The sequence below is a fragment of the Streptomyces toyocaensis genome (assembly GCF_000725125.1).
GTDB lineage: Bacteria > Actinomycetota > Actinomycetes > Streptomycetales > Streptomycetaceae > Streptomyces > Streptomyces toyocaensis.
Window position 1 is genome coordinate 20,148 of the sequence record NZ_JFCB01000016.1, and the last position, 17,031, is coordinate 37,178.

Annotated in this window: 12 protein-coding genes and 3 tRNA genes; 6 read left to right on the forward strand and 9 right to left on the reverse strand. The window is 72.5% G+C overall.

Annotated features, from left to right (window positions below; all coding sequences use genetic code 11):
- The first annotated feature begins 36 nt into the window (after positions 1–36).
- Positions 37–192, forward strand: a complete 156-nt coding sequence (locus tag BU52_RS35690; RefSeq protein ID WP_167343525.1) for a hypothetical protein — start codon at positions 37–39, stop codon at positions 190–192.
- A 351-nt stretch (positions 193–543) separates the two neighbouring features.
- Here the strand turns inward: BU52_RS35690 and BU52_RS18215 are convergent, their stop codons facing one another.
- On the reverse strand, positions 544–1,575 hold the full coding sequence (locus BU52_RS18215) for a hypothetical protein (RefSeq protein WP_037935590.1): 1,032 nt from the start codon (positions 1,573–1,575) through the stop codon (positions 544–546).
- Between the two features lie 33 nt (positions 1,576–1,608).
- Positions 1,609–1,809, reverse strand: a complete 201-nt coding sequence (locus BU52_RS18220) for a hypothetical protein (protein WP_037935592.1) — start codon at positions 1,807–1,809, stop codon at positions 1,609–1,611.
- Positions 1,810–2,014: 205 nt separating this feature from the next.
- Here BU52_RS18220 and BU52_RS18225 point away from each other — a divergent pair, with 205 nt between their 5' ends.
- Positions 2,015–4,693: a tetratricopeptide repeat protein gene (locus BU52_RS18225; RefSeq protein ID WP_051858351.1), complete on the forward strand. Its 2,679-nt coding sequence runs from the start codon at positions 2,015–2,017 to the stop codon at positions 4,691–4,693.
- 44 nt (positions 4,694–4,737) lie between these two features.
- Here BU52_RS18225 and BU52_RS18230 read toward each other — a convergent pair.
- The 3 genes from BU52_RS18230 to BU52_RS18240 all read right to left on the reverse strand — a co-directional run bounded on the left by BU52_RS18230 (position 4,738) and on the right by BU52_RS18240 (position 5,142).
- Positions 4,738–4,814 (reverse strand) — tRNA-Ile (locus BU52_RS18230).
- A gap of 177 nt (positions 4,815–4,991) precedes the next feature.
- A tRNA-Asn gene (locus BU52_RS18235) sits at positions 4,992–5,064 on the reverse strand.
- 5 nt (positions 5,065–5,069) lie between these two features.
- Positions 5,070–5,142: transfer RNA gene (locus BU52_RS18240), tRNA-Asn, on the reverse strand.
- Positions 5,143–5,311: 169 nt separating this feature from the next.
- On the opposite strand from BU52_RS18240, the gene BU52_RS18245 reads away from it, so the two are divergent.
- The 4 genes from BU52_RS18245 (at position 5,312) to BU52_RS18260 (ending at position 10,900) form a co-directional block, all read left to right on the forward strand.
- Positions 5,312–5,617, forward strand: a complete 306-nt coding sequence (locus tag BU52_RS18245) for a YtxH domain-containing protein (protein ID WP_037935594.1) — start codon at positions 5,312–5,314, stop codon at positions 5,615–5,617.
- Positions 5,618–5,680: 63 nt separating this feature from the next.
- The gene (locus tag BU52_RS18250) at positions 5,681–7,135 is read left to right on the forward strand and encodes an FGGY family carbohydrate kinase (protein WP_037935597.1); all 1,455 of its coding nucleotides are present in this window, start codon (positions 5,681–5,683) and stop codon (positions 7,133–7,135) included.
- Between the two features lie 103 nt (positions 7,136–7,238).
- The gene (locus tag BU52_RS18255; RefSeq protein WP_037935603.1) at positions 7,239–8,972 is read left to right on the forward strand and encodes an ABC transporter ATP-binding protein; all 1,734 of its coding nucleotides are present in this window, start codon (positions 7,239–7,241) and stop codon (positions 8,970–8,972) included.
- Positions 8,972–10,900: an ABC transporter ATP-binding protein gene (locus BU52_RS18260; protein WP_037935606.1), complete on the forward strand. Its 1,929-nt coding sequence runs from the start codon at positions 8,972–8,974 to the stop codon at positions 10,898–10,900. The genes BU52_RS18255 and BU52_RS18260 overlap by 1 nt, the downstream gene beginning before the upstream one ends.
- A gap of 66 nt (positions 10,901–10,966) precedes the next feature.
- On the opposite strand, the gene BU52_RS18265 is transcribed toward BU52_RS18260, so the two are convergent.
- From BU52_RS18265 to BU52_RS18280, 4 genes are all read right to left on the reverse strand, one after another.
- Positions 10,967–12,250 carry an RNA polymerase sigma factor gene (locus BU52_RS18265; RefSeq protein WP_037935609.1) on the reverse strand — a complete coding sequence of 428 codons (1,284 nt, stop codon included), beginning with the start codon at positions 12,248–12,250 and terminating at the stop codon, positions 10,967–10,969.
- Between the two features lie 116 nt (positions 12,251–12,366).
- A complete protein-coding gene (dnaG, locus tag BU52_RS18270; protein WP_037935612.1) occupies positions 12,367–14,295 on the reverse strand; it encodes a DNA primase in 1,929 nt (642 codons plus the stop codon).
- A 66-nt stretch (positions 14,296–14,361) separates the two neighbouring features.
- Complete coding sequence (locus tag BU52_RS18275) at positions 14,362–15,627, reverse strand: NAD(P)/FAD-dependent oxidoreductase (protein WP_037935614.1); 1,266 nt, start codon at positions 15,625–15,627, stop codon at positions 14,362–14,364.
- A gap of 92 nt (positions 15,628–15,719) precedes the next feature.
- The gene (locus BU52_RS18280) at positions 15,720–17,030 is read right to left on the reverse strand and encodes a deoxyguanosinetriphosphate triphosphohydrolase (RefSeq protein ID WP_037935615.1); all 1,311 of its coding nucleotides are present in this window, start codon (positions 17,028–17,030) and stop codon (positions 15,720–15,722) included.
- Position 17,031: the final 1 nt, after the last annotated feature.

Below are 17,031 nucleotides of genomic sequence, written 5' to 3' on the forward strand. Positions count from 1 at the left end.
CCGGCGGGCACGGTCCCGCGATCAGGAGGCAGCACGATGAGCGAGCACACTCCTTCCCAGGCCGAGGGCGACAGGGACGACGCCGAATGGACCACCCCGGACGTCCCGCACACCACCCCGTCGCAGGCGGAGGGCGAACGCGACCCCGCGGACGCCCCCGACGCGTCGGACGACAACGCGGAGGGCGGGTGAGCCGGGGAGTCGTCGCGCCCCGCCGTCGCCACGGTCCTGACCTGTTCCGCGGCGTCCGGCTGCCGCGAGCACGTCAGGGACGGGCGGGCACCCGCCCGGACCGGGACCCCCGCGCGGGCCGAGCGGCAGACCTGACCGAGCGGCCTGCGCCGCCACTTCGGCGGCGCGTCCGGCCGCGGCCTCCTCCCGGCCGTGGAGGAGCAGCCCGGTGCGGGCTCCGCTCCGTCCGGCCGGTCGCACGGCCGCCGGCCTCCTCGACCCGGCCGGCGGCAATCAGGAGAGGAGCGATCCGGCTCCCCTCCCGCCCGCCGGGCGCGCTCGGCAGCCGCTTACGCGGCTGCGGCCGCCCGCTCAGGGCCGCAGCGGCAGGTCCGGCGCGGTGCCGTCGGCCCACGGGGCGAGATCGGCGGGCAGCGCGGCGACGAGGGCGGTGAGCTGTTCGATCGCGTGGACGACCTCGAGGTCGTGGTCGGCCGGCTGCTCCCGGAGCACGGTGAAGACGTCCCGCCCCTGGATCGACCATTCCGTCAGCTCCGCGGCGAGCATCGCCTCGATGGTCTCCTCGGTGACCAGTGCCTCGGCGAAGTCCGGCCGCAGGGTCTCGACCTCGACGGTGTGGCGGGAGTGCGGAACGTCCCTGTCGGGCAGCGCGACCCGGACGAACGGCAAACCGATGGTCAGATGCACGGCGCAGACGGTGACATGGTGCTGCTGCCACGCCCGGAAGGGCGCGAAGGGTTCGGACACGAAGCCGTCCGCGACCGTGAAACTCACGCCTTCGTGGGTGCCGGACATCACGGCGAAGGGGTCGCGGAGCACGGCCCGGGACGGAACGTTCATGAGCGCCGCCTCGTCCATGGCCACCGGTTGCAGGGGGTCGAGCGTCCAGCGCCTGGCGAGAGACGGCAGACGTTCCCGGAAGGCCCAGCCATGAGCACGCGCGTACCGGCCGCGCTCGCCGACGGCGGCCGCCCTGGCCGGGCGCCGCGCGAGTCCGGGCACGCCGTGGTAGAGCACGGTCAGCGCGCCGTACCCGGCCGCGGCGACCGACCAGTGCACCCACTGGAGCGTCCAGCCGGCGCCGAAGAGACCGGCCACCGCCAGGAAGTGCGGCGAGAAACACTGCAGCGGTGTGCCGCCCGTCCGGTGCCGGGGGGTCCACACGGTGGCACCGCGGCCGGGCAGCCGCCCCGGCGTCCGTGCCCGGTTGAGGGAGAGGGCCGCCATCAGATTGACCAGGCCGAACGCCAGGGTGATCGCGACGGCGGCGAGACAGGCGGTCGCCCAGTCGCCGTCCCGCGCGTCGGTGATCGCGAACCAGATGCCCATCAGGGCGCCCAGCAGCACGATGGGCAGACACCCCAGACCCGTGTACGCAACCATCCTCTTCCTCCCCCTCAGGTCCGGATGTGCCGGTCACCGGCGCGGTGACCGACCGGAGCCGCCCTGCGTGCGCCGCGCCGCCATCAGACCGATCGCTCCGGCGATCGCGAGTGGTGCCGCGATCAGAGTGACGAGTGGTGTCCCGCCGATGAGGCCGACGGCGTTGCCGAGCACTCCGACGAGGAGCAGCAGCCTCCATACCGCGAGATTGCCGCCCGTCTGTTCCCGCACCATGTCGCCGCCTCCGCCTCGCCGGGGATCACTGGAGCGGCACCGTACGGCGCCGCCGGGCCTCCCGGTTTCCGCGCCGGGCGTCCCCGGGCGGCATCGGGACAGGTCGGGCCGGGTGGGAGAACGGAACGAGGAGTCCCCGGACCGGGCCGGACCGGAGTGCGGAACCGGATCCCGTAATCCGGGCGTTCCGCCTAGAGTTGCGGAAATGGACGAGCCGAAGCTCCCGGAGTCGGAGGAGTCGCCGAGAGCGGCTTTCGCCACTGCGCTGACGCGGCTCCGGCGCCGGCTGCCGGATCTGTCCGACGAGGCGCTGGCCCGGCGAGCGAGCCGGACGGTGCTGCCGTCCGGGCGCCGCGTCAGTGTCAACGCCCGCCGTCTCGGTGAGTGGTTGAGCGGGCGGTCGGTGCCCCGCGACTTCCACGCCGTGGTCTCCCTCGTGCGCGCCGTCGAGTCGTTGGCGGGCCCCACCGATCCACGGTCCTCGATCGCCGCCTGGGAGCGGCTGTGGCGCGCGGCGTACGAGGACCGCGCCCCTGCGGTGCCCGTGCCGCGTACCGCCACCGGCCCGGCCGGCGGCACCGCCGAGGAGGTGGTCGTCGGCAGGCCGCCGAGCGACGCGGCCTCGTTGCGGAAGCGGGCGGCCCTTTCGGACGCGATCGATGTGGCGTTGCGGGACGACGCGGTCCGGGAGGTCGTCCTCACGGGGCCGGGCGGGGTGGGGAAGTCACAGCTCGCCGCGGCAGCCTTTCACCGGTCCCGGCAGCCCGGCGGGGTCCGGATATGGGTGCCCGCCTCGTCCCGCCAGTCCGTTCTCACGGTGTACGCGCGGGCATGGCGGGTGATCTCGGGCGGGGAGGGCGGAAGCGGGTGGGACGACGAGACCCAGGCCGACCTCTTCCTCTCCTGGCTGCGTACGACGACGCGGCCGTGGCTCGTCGTACTGGACGACGTCGACGAACCGGGGGACCTGCGGGGCCTCAGGCCGGTCGGGGAACACGGCAGGAGCCTGGTGACGACCCGCCGGCGGGAGGCGGCGGTGATCCGTTCTGCCTCCCGCATCGTGCCGGTCGGGGCCTTCGCGCCCCAGGAGGCCGTCGACTACCTCCGCTCACGGCTTCCGGCCGACGGGGACGACGGCGACGACGGGGAGCTGCGCGCGCTGGCGGACGCGCTCGGCCACTTCCCGCTCGCCCTGTCCCAGGCGGCGGCGTTCCTGATCGACACCGGCATGGCCCTCAGGACGTACCGTCAGCTGCTTGAGGACCCCGGACAGAGGCTCTCCGATCTGCTGCCGACGACCTCGCCGGCCGACGAGCACGGTGACACCGTGACCACCGCCTGGCAGCTCGCCCTGGACCGGGCGGAGGCTCTCGCACCCCCCGGAAGTGCCAGGGCCGCACTCCAACTGCTGTCGATGCTCGCACCGGACGGCGTGGCGGAGGCCGTACTGCACACGGCGGCGGCCCGCCGGTGGATCGTGCGGGGAGCGGGCGACGACAGCGGCGCGGGCAGCGTCCCGGCAGGGCCCGGTGAACGGACCGTGCTCCTCTCGCTGCGCGCTCTGCACCGCCTCAGCCTCGTGACGCACACCCCCTCCCGCACGCCTGCCTCGGTCGAGGTGCACGCCCTCGTGCAGCGCGCGACACGCGAGAGCGTGCCGGAGGAGGTGCGGCCGCGGCTCGCCGCGGCCGCCGCCGACGCGGTCGAGGAGCTCTGGTCGTGCGCGGTGGAGCGCGCCTGCGAGCCGGAGACGGAGGCGGCCCTGTACCGCAGCGTCGACGTCCTGCGCCGGACGGCGGACCGTTCGCTGTGGGACGGGCGCATGCACCCCGTCCTGCGCCGGATCGGCCCCTATCTGGCCGGACTCGGCCGCGACACGGCGGCGCGGAACATCTGCCAGGAACTGCTGGAGTCGGCGCGGAGCCACCTCGGGGACGCGCACCGCGACGTCCTGTACCTGCGCAGCCGGATCGCCCTGGCCACCGGCGAGTTGGGGGACGCGGCGTCGGCGCACACCTCGCTGGAACAGATCCGGCGAGAAGCGGAGCGGGCCCTGGGCCCCACGGACCCGGACACCTTGACCATACGGCTGCACGAGGCCCGCTTCCGGATGGAGGAGGGCGCGGCGGCCGCCGCCCTGAACGACTTCACCGAACTCGCCGACGAGGCGGCCGGCATCCTCGGTGCGGACCATGCCGTGGTGATCAGCGCACGGCGCGAGGCCGCTCTCTGCCGCGGCCTGACCGGCGACGCGGGCGGCGCGCGGGACGACAGCGCCGCTCTTGTCGGGATGCTGGAACGGCGGCACGGCCCCGGGCATCCGCTCACGCTGAGCGTCCTCACCGATCTGGGCAGGTGGGCCGGCGAGGCGGGCGACACGCAGGCGGCGGTCGACCTCTACCTGCGAGCGGTACCGCTGCTGGAGTCCGCCGTCGGCCGCCTCCACATCGACACCCTGATCGCCCGGCACAACCTCGCGTACTGGCGGGGACTGGCGGGCGAACGCGAACGCGCGGTCGAGGAGTTCACCGCCGCGGCCGAGGACGCCGAGCGCGCGCTCGGCGCCGACCACCCGACCACCCTCACCTACCGCGTCAACCTGAGCTTCTGGCGCGGCCTCGCGGGTGAACCGGCGCAGGCACTGGCGGAGTTGGCCGCACTCCAGCCCGCCGTCGACAGCGTGCTCGGTGCCGACCACCCGCGTGCGCTGCGGACCCGCCAGCAACGCGCCGAGCTCCTGGAACGCTCGGGCGACAGGGGCGGGGCAGCCACCCTGCTCACCTCGCTGCTGGCCGACATGATCCGCATCCAGGGCAGTGACCACCCGCGTACGCACGAGGTGGCGGAGGCGCTCTCCCGCTGCGCCGGGCGGGAGGGCCGCTGAGACGCGGCTCCGAGGAGACGCTGCCGAGGGCCAGGGCGCGTTACTGGTGGGGCGGGTGGGACTCGAACCCACGGCCGACGGATTATGAGTCCGCTGCTCTAACCGGCTGAGCTACCGCCCCATAGCGGCGTGTCGCGTACATGTGTGCGCGCCGTCTGCCGCAGCATAGCCGCTCATACGATCTCCTGCTTCGGATGGTCGGCTGCGCACGGCCCCGGTGACCATGGAGACCTTCCCGAGCCCCGTGCGGTTCCCCCGGACATGAAAAAGGACCCCTACGGGGTCCTCGTTCAGCATGCTCCCCCGACTGGACTCGAACCAGTAACCTGCCGGTTAACAGCCGGCTGCTCTGCCAATTGAGCTACGGAGGACCGAGCTCCCCCGACTGGACTCGAACCAGTAACCTGCCGGTTAACAGCCGGCTGCTCTGCCAATTGAGCTACGGAGGAATGCCTCGTTGCATCGAACGCACCCACCTGGGTATCCGCCAGGGGGCGCGCGCTCGCTGCGACACATACATTAGCGCAAGCAGGGGGGTGCTCCGCCAATCGGTACTCCCCGGCGTCGTCGCCGCACCGGATACCTACGCAGACTGGAACAACGGGAAGGGTGGCCGCCATGAGTTACCGGCTCACATTTGTCGCCGGAGCCGTCCTGGGTTACGTGCTGGGCACGAAAGCCGGACGGGAGCGCTACGAGCAGCTGAAGAGGTCGGCGCAGCAGTTCGCACAGAACCCCGCCGTGCGCAACACCGCGGAGAGCGCGGCGCAGCAGGGCCGCGAGTTCGCCGACAAGGCGTACCACGCGGTGAGCGACAAGGTCGGCGACCGCATGCCCGACTCGGTCGCCCAGCGGGTCCACGCCCTCCGTGAGCGCACCGCCCACGGCCCGGCGGAGGACGACTGGGGCACGAGCAACACCTGACGGTTCCTTCACCCGGCGGCGCCCACGCCCCACCCATCCCTCCCCATGCGGCAAAATCGCTGTATGGGGATAGTCGCCGGGCTGGACAGTGCGCCCGATTTCACTCGCATCGTCGTCTGCGACACGGACACCGGGGCCGTGCTCAGGCAGGGGTATGCCCGGCATCCGGTGCAGGGCGCCGACGGCGGCGGCCGTCCCTCCGACGTCGACCCGCAGGCCTGGCTGCTGTCCCTGGGCGAGGCGGCGGGCGGCGGACTGCTGGAGGGCGTGCAGGCCATCGGCGTGTCGGCGCAGTCGAACGCGCTGGTGCCGCTGGACTCACAGGGCAACACCGTGCGGCCCGCGATGACCGGCGGTGACAAGCGGGCGCAGGTCGCGGCGGCCGATCTGGTCGACGCGCTCGGCGGGCGCGAGGCGTGGGCGCAGGCCGTGGGGTGTGTGCCGGGGGCCGCGCAGCCGGTGACCAAGCTGCGCTGGATGGCCCGTACCGAGCCGGAGAACGCGGCGCGCACCGCCGTACTGCTCCAGGCGCACGACTGGCTGGTGTGGCAGTTGCTCGGCCGGCCGGTGCGCCGGACCACCGACCGGGGCGGCGCGTCCGGCACCGGTTACTGGGCGGCGGCCACGGGGGCTTACCGGTCGGATCTGGTCGAGCTGGCGCTCGGCCACCAGGCGATGCTGCCCGAGGTGATCGGCCCGGCGGACGCGGCCGGTACGACGCCCGAGGGGCTGCTGATCTCCGCCGGCACGGGCGAGACGATGGCGGCGGCGTTCGGGCTCGGGATCGGTCTCGGCGACGCGGTGGTGTCGCTGGGCGCGTCCGGGTCCGTGATGGCCGTGCACCCCGAGGCGCTCGTCGACCGGCACGGGATGATCACCTCCCTGGCGGACGCGACCGGCATGCACCTGCCCGTCGTCACCACCCTCAACGCCGTACGGGCGCTGCGCGGAACCGCGGAGCTGCTCGGGCTGCCCGATCTGGAGAGCCTGTCCGAGCTGGCGATGAAGTCGACGCCGGGGGCGCACGGTCTGGTACTGCTCCCCTATCTGGAGGGTGAGCGCACCCCCAACCTGCCGCACACCGCCGGAACGCTGGCGGGGCTGCGGCGCGAGTCGATGAGGGCGGAGCACCTGGCGCGGGCCGCGTTCGAGGGGATGCTGTGCGGGCTCGCGGACGCGCTGGACGTGCTGCGCGGCCGGGGCGTGGACGTGCGGCGGGTCTTCCTGCTGGGCCAGGCCGCGGAACTGCCCGCGGTGCAGGCGGCCGCGCCCTCGCTGTTCGGGGCGCAGGTGGTGGTGGTGCAGCCGGCGGACTACGCGGCGATCGGCGCGGCCCGGCAGGCGGCGTGGGCGCTCGGCGTGTCGCAGGGAACCCTCGATCCGCGGACCCCGCCCGTCTGGCAGGGCGCGGTGGCCCAGGTGCTGGATCCCGGCGAGGAGCTGGCGGTGGGCCAGGCGGTGCGCCAGCAGTTCGTCTCGGTGCGCGAGCAGACCCATCCGGGGGCGTTCCGCGCGTAGGGGGCCGGGCGGATTAATTCGGTTGAGGTAACGCGGGTGGGGTGTCCGACGATGGGGGCCACGGGCAACCACCCGCCCGCGTCGACCCTCCGAGAGATTCAGCGTGCTCATACGACTCCTGCGGACCTTCCTCCGGCCCTACAAGAGATCCATCTCCCTCCTGGTGCTGCTGCAGTTCCTGCAGACCTGCGCCACCCTCTACCTGCCCACGCTCAACGCCGACATCATCGACAACGGCGTCGTCCGGGGTGACGCCGGTTACATCCTGGGCCACGGCGCCCTGATGATCGGCATCTCGCTGGCCCAGGTCGTGTGCAACGTCGGTGCCGTGTTCCACGGCGCCCGGACGGCGGCGGCCCTGGGACGCGACGTGCGGGCCGCCGTGTTCGACCGCGTCCAGTCGTTCTCCGCGCGTGAGGTGGGGCACTTCGGCGCGCCCTCGCTGATCACCCGGACGACGAACGACGTCCAGCAGGTGCAGATGCTCGCCCTGATGACGTTCACCCTGATGGTGTCGGCGCCGATCATGTGTGTGGGCGGCATCGTGATGGCGCTCGGTCTCGACGTCCCGCTGTCCGGGGTGCTGGTCGGGGTGGTGCCGGTGCTGGGGATCTGCGTGACGCTGATCGTGCGCCGGCTGCGTCCGCTGTTCCGGGCCATGCAGGTACGGCTCGACACGGTGAACCGGGTGCTGCGCGAGCAGATCACCGGCAACCGGGTGATCCGCGCCTTCGTGCGGGACACGTACGAGCAGGAGCGGTTCCGGAGGTCGAACACGGATCTGACCGACGTGTCACTGCGCGCGGGCAATCTGCTCGCGCTGATGTTCCCGGTGGTCATGACGGTGGTGAACCTGTCGTCGATCGCCGTGGTGTGGTTCGGCGCGCACCGCATCGACAGCGGCGGGATGCAGATCGGTGATCTGACGGCGTTCCTCGCCTATCTGATGCAGATCGTCATGTCCGTGATGATGGCCACCTTCATGTTCATGCAGGTGCCGCGCGCCGAGGTGTGCGCCGAGCGCGTCCACGAGGTGCTGGACACCTCCTCGAGCGTGGTGCCGCCCGCCGCGCCCGTCACCGCACTGCGCCGGCACGGGCATCTGGAGATGCGGGGCGCGGGCTTCCGCTACCCGGGCGCCGAGGAGCCGGTGCTGAAGGGGGTCGACCTGGTGGCCCGGCCCGGTGAGGTCACCGCCGTGATCGGCTCGACCGGCAGCGGCAAGTCCACGCTGCTCGGGCTGGTCCCGCGGCTGTTCGACGTCACCGAGGGCGACGTGCTGGTCGACGGGGTGCCGGTGGCGGACATCGAACCGCGGCTGCTCGCGAGGACGGTCGGCCTGGTGCCGCAGAAGCCGTACCTGTTCGCGGGCACGGTGGCCACCAACCTGCGCTACGGCAATCCGGACGCCACCGACGAGGAGTTGTGGCACGCGCTGGAGGTGGCGCAGGGCAAGGACTTCGTGGAGCGGCTGGAGGGCGGCCTCGACGCGCCCGTCGCGCAGGGCGGGACGAACGTCTCCGGCGGTCAGCGCCAGCGTCTCGCCATCGCCCGGACGCTGGTGCAGCGGCCGGAGATCTACCTCTTCGACGACTCCTTCTCCGCGCTCGACTACGCCACCGACGCGGCCCTGCGGGCGGCTCTCGCGCGGGAGACGGCCGCGGCGACCGTGGTGATCGTCGCCCAGCGAGTGGCGACCATCCGGGACGCCGACCGGATCGTGGTCCTGGACGGGGGCCGGGTCGTCGGCACCGGCCGGCACCACGAGCTGATGGCGGACAACGAGACCTACCGGGAGATCGTTCTCTCCCAGCTGACGGAAGCGGAGGCTGCCTGATGGCGGGGCCCGGAGGACGGATGATGGCCGGGGGCGGCCCCGACCAGCGGTCGATCGACTTCAGGGGGTCGAGCAGACGGCTGATCGGCCACTTCCGGCCGGAACGCCTGACGATCCTCGGGCTGCTGGCCTGTCTCGTGCTGAGCGTGGGCCTCAGCGTGATCGGGCCGAAGATCCTCGGCCATGCGACCGACCTGGTCTTCGCCGGGATCGTCGGACGGGGGATGCCGGAGGGAGCCACCAAGGAGCAGGCGCTCGACGCGATGCGGGAGCGCGGCGAGGGCGACGTCGCCGACATGCTCCGCAGCACCGACTTCACCCCCGGGGAGGGCATCGACTTCACCGCGGTGGGGAACGTCCTGCTGTTCGCGCTGGCGGTGTTCGTGGGTGCCGGTCTGCTGATGGCGGTGGCGACGCGGCTGGTGAACCGGGCCGTGAACCGCACCGTGTTCCGGATGCGCGAGGACGTGCAGACGAAGCTGTCGCGGCTGCCGCTGTCGTACTTCGACAAGCGGCAGCGCGGTGAGGTGCTGAGCCGCGCCACCAACGACATCGACAACATCGGGCAGACGCTCCAGCAGTCGATGGGCCAGCTGATCAACTCGCTGCTCACCGTCATCGGTGTGCTCGCGATGATGTTCTACGTCTCCTGGGTCCTGGCCCTGGTCGCGCTGGTGACGGTGCCGCTGTCGTTCGTCGTCGCCACCCGCGTGGGCAAGCGGTCGCAGCCGCACTTCGTGGCGCAGTGGCGGACGACGGGCAGACTCAACGCCCACATCGAGGAGATGTACACCGGGCACACCCTGGTGAAGGTGTTCGGGCGGCAGGAGGAGTCGGCGAAGCGGTTCGCCGAGGAGAACGAGGCGCTGTACGAGGCCGGGTTCAGGGCGCAGTTCAACAGCGGCGTCATGCAGCCGCTGATGTTCTTCGTGTCGAACATCAACTACGTGCTGGTGGCGGTCGTCGGCGGTCTGCGGGTCGCCTCGGGCTCGCTGTCCATCGGCGACGTGCAGGCGTTCATCCAGTACTCGCGGCAGTTCTCCATGCCGCTGACGCAGCTCGCCTCGATGGCGAACCTGGTGCAGTCGGGCGTCGCCTCGGCCGAGCGGGTCTTCGAACTGCTGGACGCCGACGAGCAACAGGCCGACGCGTCGCCGGCCGAGAAGCCGGCCGAGCCGCGCGGGCGGGTGGCGCTGGAGCACGTGTCGTTCCGGTACGACCCCGACAAGCCGCTGATCGAGGACCTGTCGCTGACGGTGGAGCCGGGCCACACGGTGGCGATCGTCGGGCCGACGGGTGCCGGCAAGACGACGCTCGTGAACCTGCTGATGCGGTTCTACGAGGTCTCCGGCGGGCGCATCACCCTCGACGGGGTCGACATCGCGCGGATGTCCCGGGACGACCTGCGCGCCGGGATCGGCATGGTGCTGCAGGACACCTGGCTGTTCGGCGGGACGATCGCGGAGAACATCGCCTACGGCGCGGCGCGCGAGGTCACCCGGGAGGAGATCGAGGAGGCGGCGCGGGCCGCGCACGCGGACCGGTTCGTCCGGACACTGCCCGACGGGTACGACACGGTGATCGACGACGAGGGGTCGGGAGTCAGCGCGGGTGAGAAGCAGCTGATCACGATCGCGCGGGCGTTCCTGTCCGATCCGGTGATCCTGGTGCTGGACGAGGCGACGAGTTCCGTGGACACGCGGACGGAGGTGCTGATCCAGAAGGCGATGGCCCAATTGGCGCACGGGCGGACGTCGTTCGTGATCGCGCACCGGCTGTCGACGATCCGGGACGCGGACACCATCCTGGTGATGGAGAACGGCTCGATCGTCGAGCAGGGCGCGCACGAGGAGCTGCTGGCGGCGGACGGCGCGTACGCCCGCCTGTACCAGGCACAGTTCGCCCAGGCGGTGGCGGAGGTGGACTAGTTCTTCGTTCTCGGGCGCCGGAAGGGCTGGGACTCGGCCCTTCCGGCGCCCGAGGAGCCGCGCGGGTCAGTCCAGGTAGCCGCGGAGCTGGTCGGCGAAGGCGTGGTCGCGGAGCTTGTGGAGGGTCTTGGACTCGATCTGGCGGATGCGTTCCCGCGTCACGCCGAAGATGCGGCCTATCTCCTCCAACGTGCGCGGACGGCCGTCCACCAGCCCGTAGCGGAGCTGCACGACCTTCCGCTCCCGCTCCCCCAGCGTCGACAGCACGGCCTCCAGGTGCTCCCGCAGCAGCAGGAACGCCGCCGACTCGACCGGGCTGGCGGCGTCACCGTCCTCGATGAGGTCACCGAGCGCCACGTCGTCCTCCTCGCCGACGGGCGCGTGCAGCGAGACCGGCTCCTGCGCGAGCCGCAGCACCTCGCCGATCCGCTCGGGCGGCAGATCGAGCTGAACGGCCACCTCCTGCGCGGTCGGCTCGTAGCCGCGCTCCTGGAGCATGCGCCGCTGGACGCGGACGACCCGGTTGATGAGCTCGACGACGTGCACGGGCACGCGGATGGTGCGGGCCTGGTCGGCCAGCGCCCGGGACATGGCCTGGCGGATCCACCACGTGGCGTACGTGGAGAACTTGTACCCCCGGGCGTAGTCGAACTTCTCCACCGCCCGGATCAGGCCGAGGTTGCCCTCCTGGACCAGGTCGAGCATGGTCAGGCCCCGGCCCACGTACCGCTTGGCGACGGACACGACGAGCCGCAGGTTCGCCTCGATCAGCCGCCTTTTGGCCATGCGGCCCATGACGACGAGCCGGTCGAGGTCCAGCGCGAGACTGCTGTCCAGGTCGGGGGTGCGGCGCAGCTTCTCCTCGGCGAACAGGCCCGCCTCGACGCGGCGGGCGAGTTCGACCTCCTCGGCGGCGGTCAGCAGCGGGACGCGGCCGATCTCGCGGAGGTACTGGCGGAACAGGTCCGAGGACGGGCCGCCGGTCTCGGTTCGGACGGGCGCGGGCGGCTCGGCGGGGTCCGCGTGCTCGACGGGTCCGGCCGGATCGGCGGGTTCGGCGGGCTCCCGGGCCCCGGCCGGGGGGCCGGCGGGCTCCGGTGCCGTCTCGGGGTGGCGCGCGGCGCGGCCCTGCGCGGGCATGGCGACGAGGACGTCCGCGCCGGGCTGGATGAGGGTCCGGGTCTGCACGGGGGCGACCTCCAGGATGATCGCTGCCAGGGGGGACGGCAGCGGTACTTCGGGGGCGGAGTCGGCGGCCTCGCCGCTGTCCGTCCCGTACGCGACGAGCGGAACCGCGGATGTCCGGGACCCGTCGGTGACGGATCGGCCGCGCTCCGAGGACTCAGGCACCGCACCCCAGTGTGGGGTACGACACATCGTCCCCACGAGGGGCGTGCGGTGACTTTTTGCGTCCGGTGCGTGACCGCGCGCTCACCCGGGCCGGCGCGTACCCGTGCGGACCGGCGTCACAGCGCCGCCGCGCCGTGCTCGCGCAGGGCCTGGTCGTACTGCTGGAGGACCCACAGTTCGTTCTGCACGGCGGCCAGTTCGGCCGGGTCGCCGTGGGCGCCGAGGCGGGTGAGGCGGCTGGTGATGTCGCGGATGCGGCGCTCCACGGCGCGGCGGCGGACGGTGACCAGCTGGGCGCCCGCGTAGGTCTCGTCGACCTCCTTGACGCCCCGGTGCAGCATGATCGCCTCGACGGCCAGCTCGGTGACCATGGCGCGGACGGTGTCGTCGGGGGCTGCGTCGCGCACCCGGATCAGGTACGCCTGCGGGTCCTGGATGCCGTACTCCGCGCCGCCCGCGTCCTGGATCGCCTGGCGTACGGCCGCGTAGGGCGGGGCGGTGAACTCGTCGATGCCGTACGCGTCGAAGGCCGGGGAGACCAGTTCCGGGCGCTGGAGGGCGAGTTTGAGCAATTCGCGTTCGGTGGCGAAGACCGGGTTGCGGAGGTTGAGGGCGGGGCCGCGCGGGGACTGCCGGGCGGGGGCCCCGGCGTACTGCTGGGAGGCGCCGCGGTGCTCCCGGCGGTCGGGGGCCGGGCCCTTGCCGCCGCGGTCGCGGGCCCAGCGGGCGAGCTGGGCGACCCGCTTGACGACGAACTGGGTGTCGAGGATGCCGAGCATGCCCGCGAGCTGGACGGCGACCTCGTGCTGGGCACCGCTGTTCTTGATGCGGGCGACGATCGGGGCCGCTTCGTCGAGGGCGCCGGCGCGGCCGGCCGGGGTGTCCAGGTCGTAGCGGCGGACGACCTCGCGCAGGGCGAACTCGAAGAGCGGGGTGCGGGGTTCGACGAGGTCGGCGACGGCCTCGTCGCCCTTGGCGAGGCGCAGGTCGCAGGGGTCCATGCCGTCGGGGGCGATGGCGATGTACGTCTCGGCGGCGAACTTCTGGTCGTCCTCGAAGGCGCGCAGGGCCGCCTTCTGGCCGGCCGCGTCCCCGTCGAAGGTGAAGATCACGCGTGCGCTGCCGTTGTCCATCAGCAGCCGGCGGAGGATCTTGATGTGGTCGCCGCCGAAGGCGGTGCCGCAGGTGGCGATGGCGGTCGTGACGCCCGCGAGGTGGCAGGCCATGACGTCGGTGTAGCCCTCGACGACGACCGCGCGGGAGGACTTCGCGATGTCCTTCTTCGCCAGGTCGATGCCGTAGAGCACCTGGGACTTCTTGTAGATCGCGGTCTCGGGGGTGTTCAGGTACTTCGGGCCGTTGTCCGCCTCGTAGAGCTTGCGGGCGCCGAAGCCGACGACGTCCCCGCCGATGTCACGGATCGGCCACATCAGCCGGCCGCGGAAGCGGTCGATGGGGCCACGGCGGCCCTCCTGGGAGAGACCGGAGAGGATCAGCTCCTTGTCGCTGAAGCCCTTGCCGCGCAGGAAGCGGGTGAGGTGGTCCCAGCCCTGGGGGCTGTAGCCGACGCCGAAGTGGAGGGCGGCGGCCTGGTCGAACCCGCGGTCGGCGAGGAAGACCCGGCCGGTCTCGGCCTCGGGGGACGTCGCGAGCTGTTCCGCGTACCACTCGGCGGCGGTCCTGTGGGCCTCGACCAGGCGGATGCGCTCGCCGCGCTGGTGGGTGGGGTTGTACCCGCCCTCCTCGTAGCGCAGGGTGATGCCGGCCTGTCCGGCGAGGCGCTCGACCGCCTCCGAGAAGGAGAGGTGGTCGATCTTCATCACGAACGTGATGGTGTCGCCGCCCTCCTGGCAGCCGAAGCAGTGGAAGAGTCCCTTGCTCGGGCTGACCTGGAAGGACGGCGACTTCTCGTCGTGGAAGGGGCACAGGCCCTTGAGGTTCCCGCCGCCCGCGTTGCGCAGCTGGAGGTACTCGGACACCACGGCGTCGATCGGGACCGCGTCCCGAACCGCCTTCACGTCCTCGTCATTGATCCGCCCAGCCACGCGTGAATTCTACGGGGGCGCTGTGACATCTCCGGCGGGTGCGCGCCCCGCGAGGGGCGTCATGACCTAGGCTCCGAGGCTCTCCAGCGGCACGTGCGGGTCCGCCAGGGCCTCGGTGTCCACCGGGGCCCCGCTCCGGATCAGTGCCTGGATCGGATCCGTGACATCCCACACATTCACGTTCATCCCCGCGAGCACGCGCCCTTCCTTCACCCAGAACGCGATGAACTCGCGCTTGCCGGCGTCGCCCCGGACGACCACCTGGTCGTAGGAACCGGGCGGCGCCCACCCCGAGTACTCCATCCCCAGGTCGTACTGGTCGGTGAAGAAGTAGGGGATGCGGTCGTAGGTCTCGTCCCGGCCCAGCATGGAGCGGGCCGCCGCCGGGCCGCCGTTGAGGGCGTTGGCCCAGTGCTCCACGCGCAGCCGCGTGTCGAACAGGGCGTGCGGGAAGGACGCGACGTCGCCGGCGGCGTAGATGTCCGGGTCGGACGTGCGCAGCCGCGTGTCGACGAGGACGCCGCCGCCGGCCTCGCGGTCCGCGAGTTCCAGGCCCGCCGCCTCGGCCAGCCAGACGCGCGGGGCGGCGCCGATCGCCGCGAGGACGGCGTGCGCCGGGTGCTCCTCGCCGTCGTCGGTGCGGGCCGCGAGGACCATGCCGTCCTGGCCGGTGATCTCGGTGAGCGTGGCGCCGAAGTGGAAGCGGACGCCGTGCTCGCGGTGCAGCTCGGCGAAGAGCTGCCCGAGCTCGGGACCGAGGACCGAGTGCAGCGGGGTCTGTCCCCGGTGGACGACGGTGACCTCCGCGCCGTACTGGCGGGCCGCGGCCGCGATCTCCAGGCCGATCCAGCCGGCGCCCGCGATCACCAGGTGGCCGTTGTCCCGGCCGAGGGAGGCGAGGACGCCCTTGAGGCGCTCGGAGTGGGCGAGACGGCGCAGGTGGTGGACGCCCGCGAGGTCCGTGCCCGGGACGTCCAGGCGGCGCGGTTCGGCGCCGGTGGCGAGCAGCAGCTTGTCGTAGCGGACGGTGGTGCCGTCGTCGCCGAAGCGGACCGTCTTCGCGGCGCGGTCCACGGCGTCGACGGTCTGGCCGAGGTGCAGCTCGATGTCGTGGCGCGCGTACCAGGCGGGCTCGTGCACGAAGACGCTGTCGCGGGCGTCCTTGCCGAGGAGGTAGCCCTTGGACAGGGGCGGACGCTCGTACGGGTGGTCGCGTTCGTCGCAGATCAGTATCACGCGGCCGGTGAAGCCCTCCGCTCTCAGCGTCTCGGCCGCCTTGGCGCCGGCCAGTCCGCCTCCGACGATGACGAAAGTCTGATCCGCGTCGACCACGTGATGCCTCCTCGTAACGGTGTAGCCACCTGCGAGCGTCCCGCACGCCGGATGATCCCGGAAGGGGGAGTGACCCGATCAGGCCAAGCGGCTCACGACTGCCCCGTGAGCCGGGCGTGCAGCGAGCGGGCCGAGGCGTCCGTGAGGGACGCGATCTGGTCGACGACGACCCTCTTGCGGGCGCGGTCGTCCGGGGCCCGGTCGAACAGGGTGCGGAACTGGGGGTCGAGGCCGTCGGGTGCGCGGGCGGTGAGCGCCTCGGCGAGTTCGGCGACGACGACCCGCTGGTCGGCGCGGAGCCGTTCCTGCTCGGCGCGCTGCATGACGTACCGGTCGGCGACCGCCTTCAGGACCGCGCACTCCATGCGGGTGCTGCGCGGGACGACCAGTTCGGCCCCGTACCGGGTGAGGCGGCCGCCTCCGAAGGCCTGCCGGGTGGCGCCCTCCGCGGCGAGGCAGAAGCGGCCGATGAGCTGGCTGGTGGCGTCCTTGAGGCGGGCCTGGGCGACGGCGGTGCCGTCGTAGCCGTGCGGCCACCACTCCTGGGCGAGGAGACGGTCGAGGGCCTCGGCCAGTTCGGCGGGGTCGGTGCCCGCGGGGACGTACCGCCCCACGGCGACGGCGAAGACCGCCTGGCGTTCGGGTTCGGCGTGCAGGCAGTTGGGGTCGATGTGGCCCGCGTGCAGGCCGTCCTCCACGTCGTGCACCGAGTAGGCGACGTCGTCGGACCAGTCCATGACCTGGGCCTCGAAGCACGTGCGGGCGCCGGGGGCGCCCTTGCGGACCCAGTCGAAGACGGGACGGTCGTCCTCGTAGACCCCGAACTTCGGTGAGGCCTGGTCGGTGGGGTGGGCGCCGCGCGGCCAGGGGTACTTGGTGGCCGCGTCGAGGGCGGCGCGGGTGAGGTTGAGGCCGACGGAGCCCTCGGGGGTGAACCGCTTGGGTTCGATGCGCGTGAGGAGGCGGAGCGACTGGGCGTTGCCCTCGAAGCCGCCGCAGTCCTCCGCGAACTCGTTCAGCGCCTGCTCGCCGTTGTGCCCGAAGGGCGGGTGGCCCAGGTCGTGGGAGAGGCAGGCGGCCTCGACGAGGTCGGGGTCGCAGCCGAGGGCGGCGCCGAGCTCGCGGCCGACCTGGGCGCATTCGAGGGAGTGAGTGAGGCGGGTGCGGGGGCTGGCGTCCCACATCTGGCTGTGCTCCCCCGGCGTGACGACCTGCGTCTTCCCGGCGAGGCGGCGCAGGGACGCGGAGTGCAGCACGCGCGCGCGGTCGCGCTGGAAGGCGGTGCGGCCGGGCCGTTTGTCGGGTTCGGCGGCCCAGCGCTCGACGTCCGACGGGTCGTATCCGGCGGGCGGGACGTGGTTCTCGTACGGCGTCGCGGGTGTGTCGGATGTGATGCCTTCCATG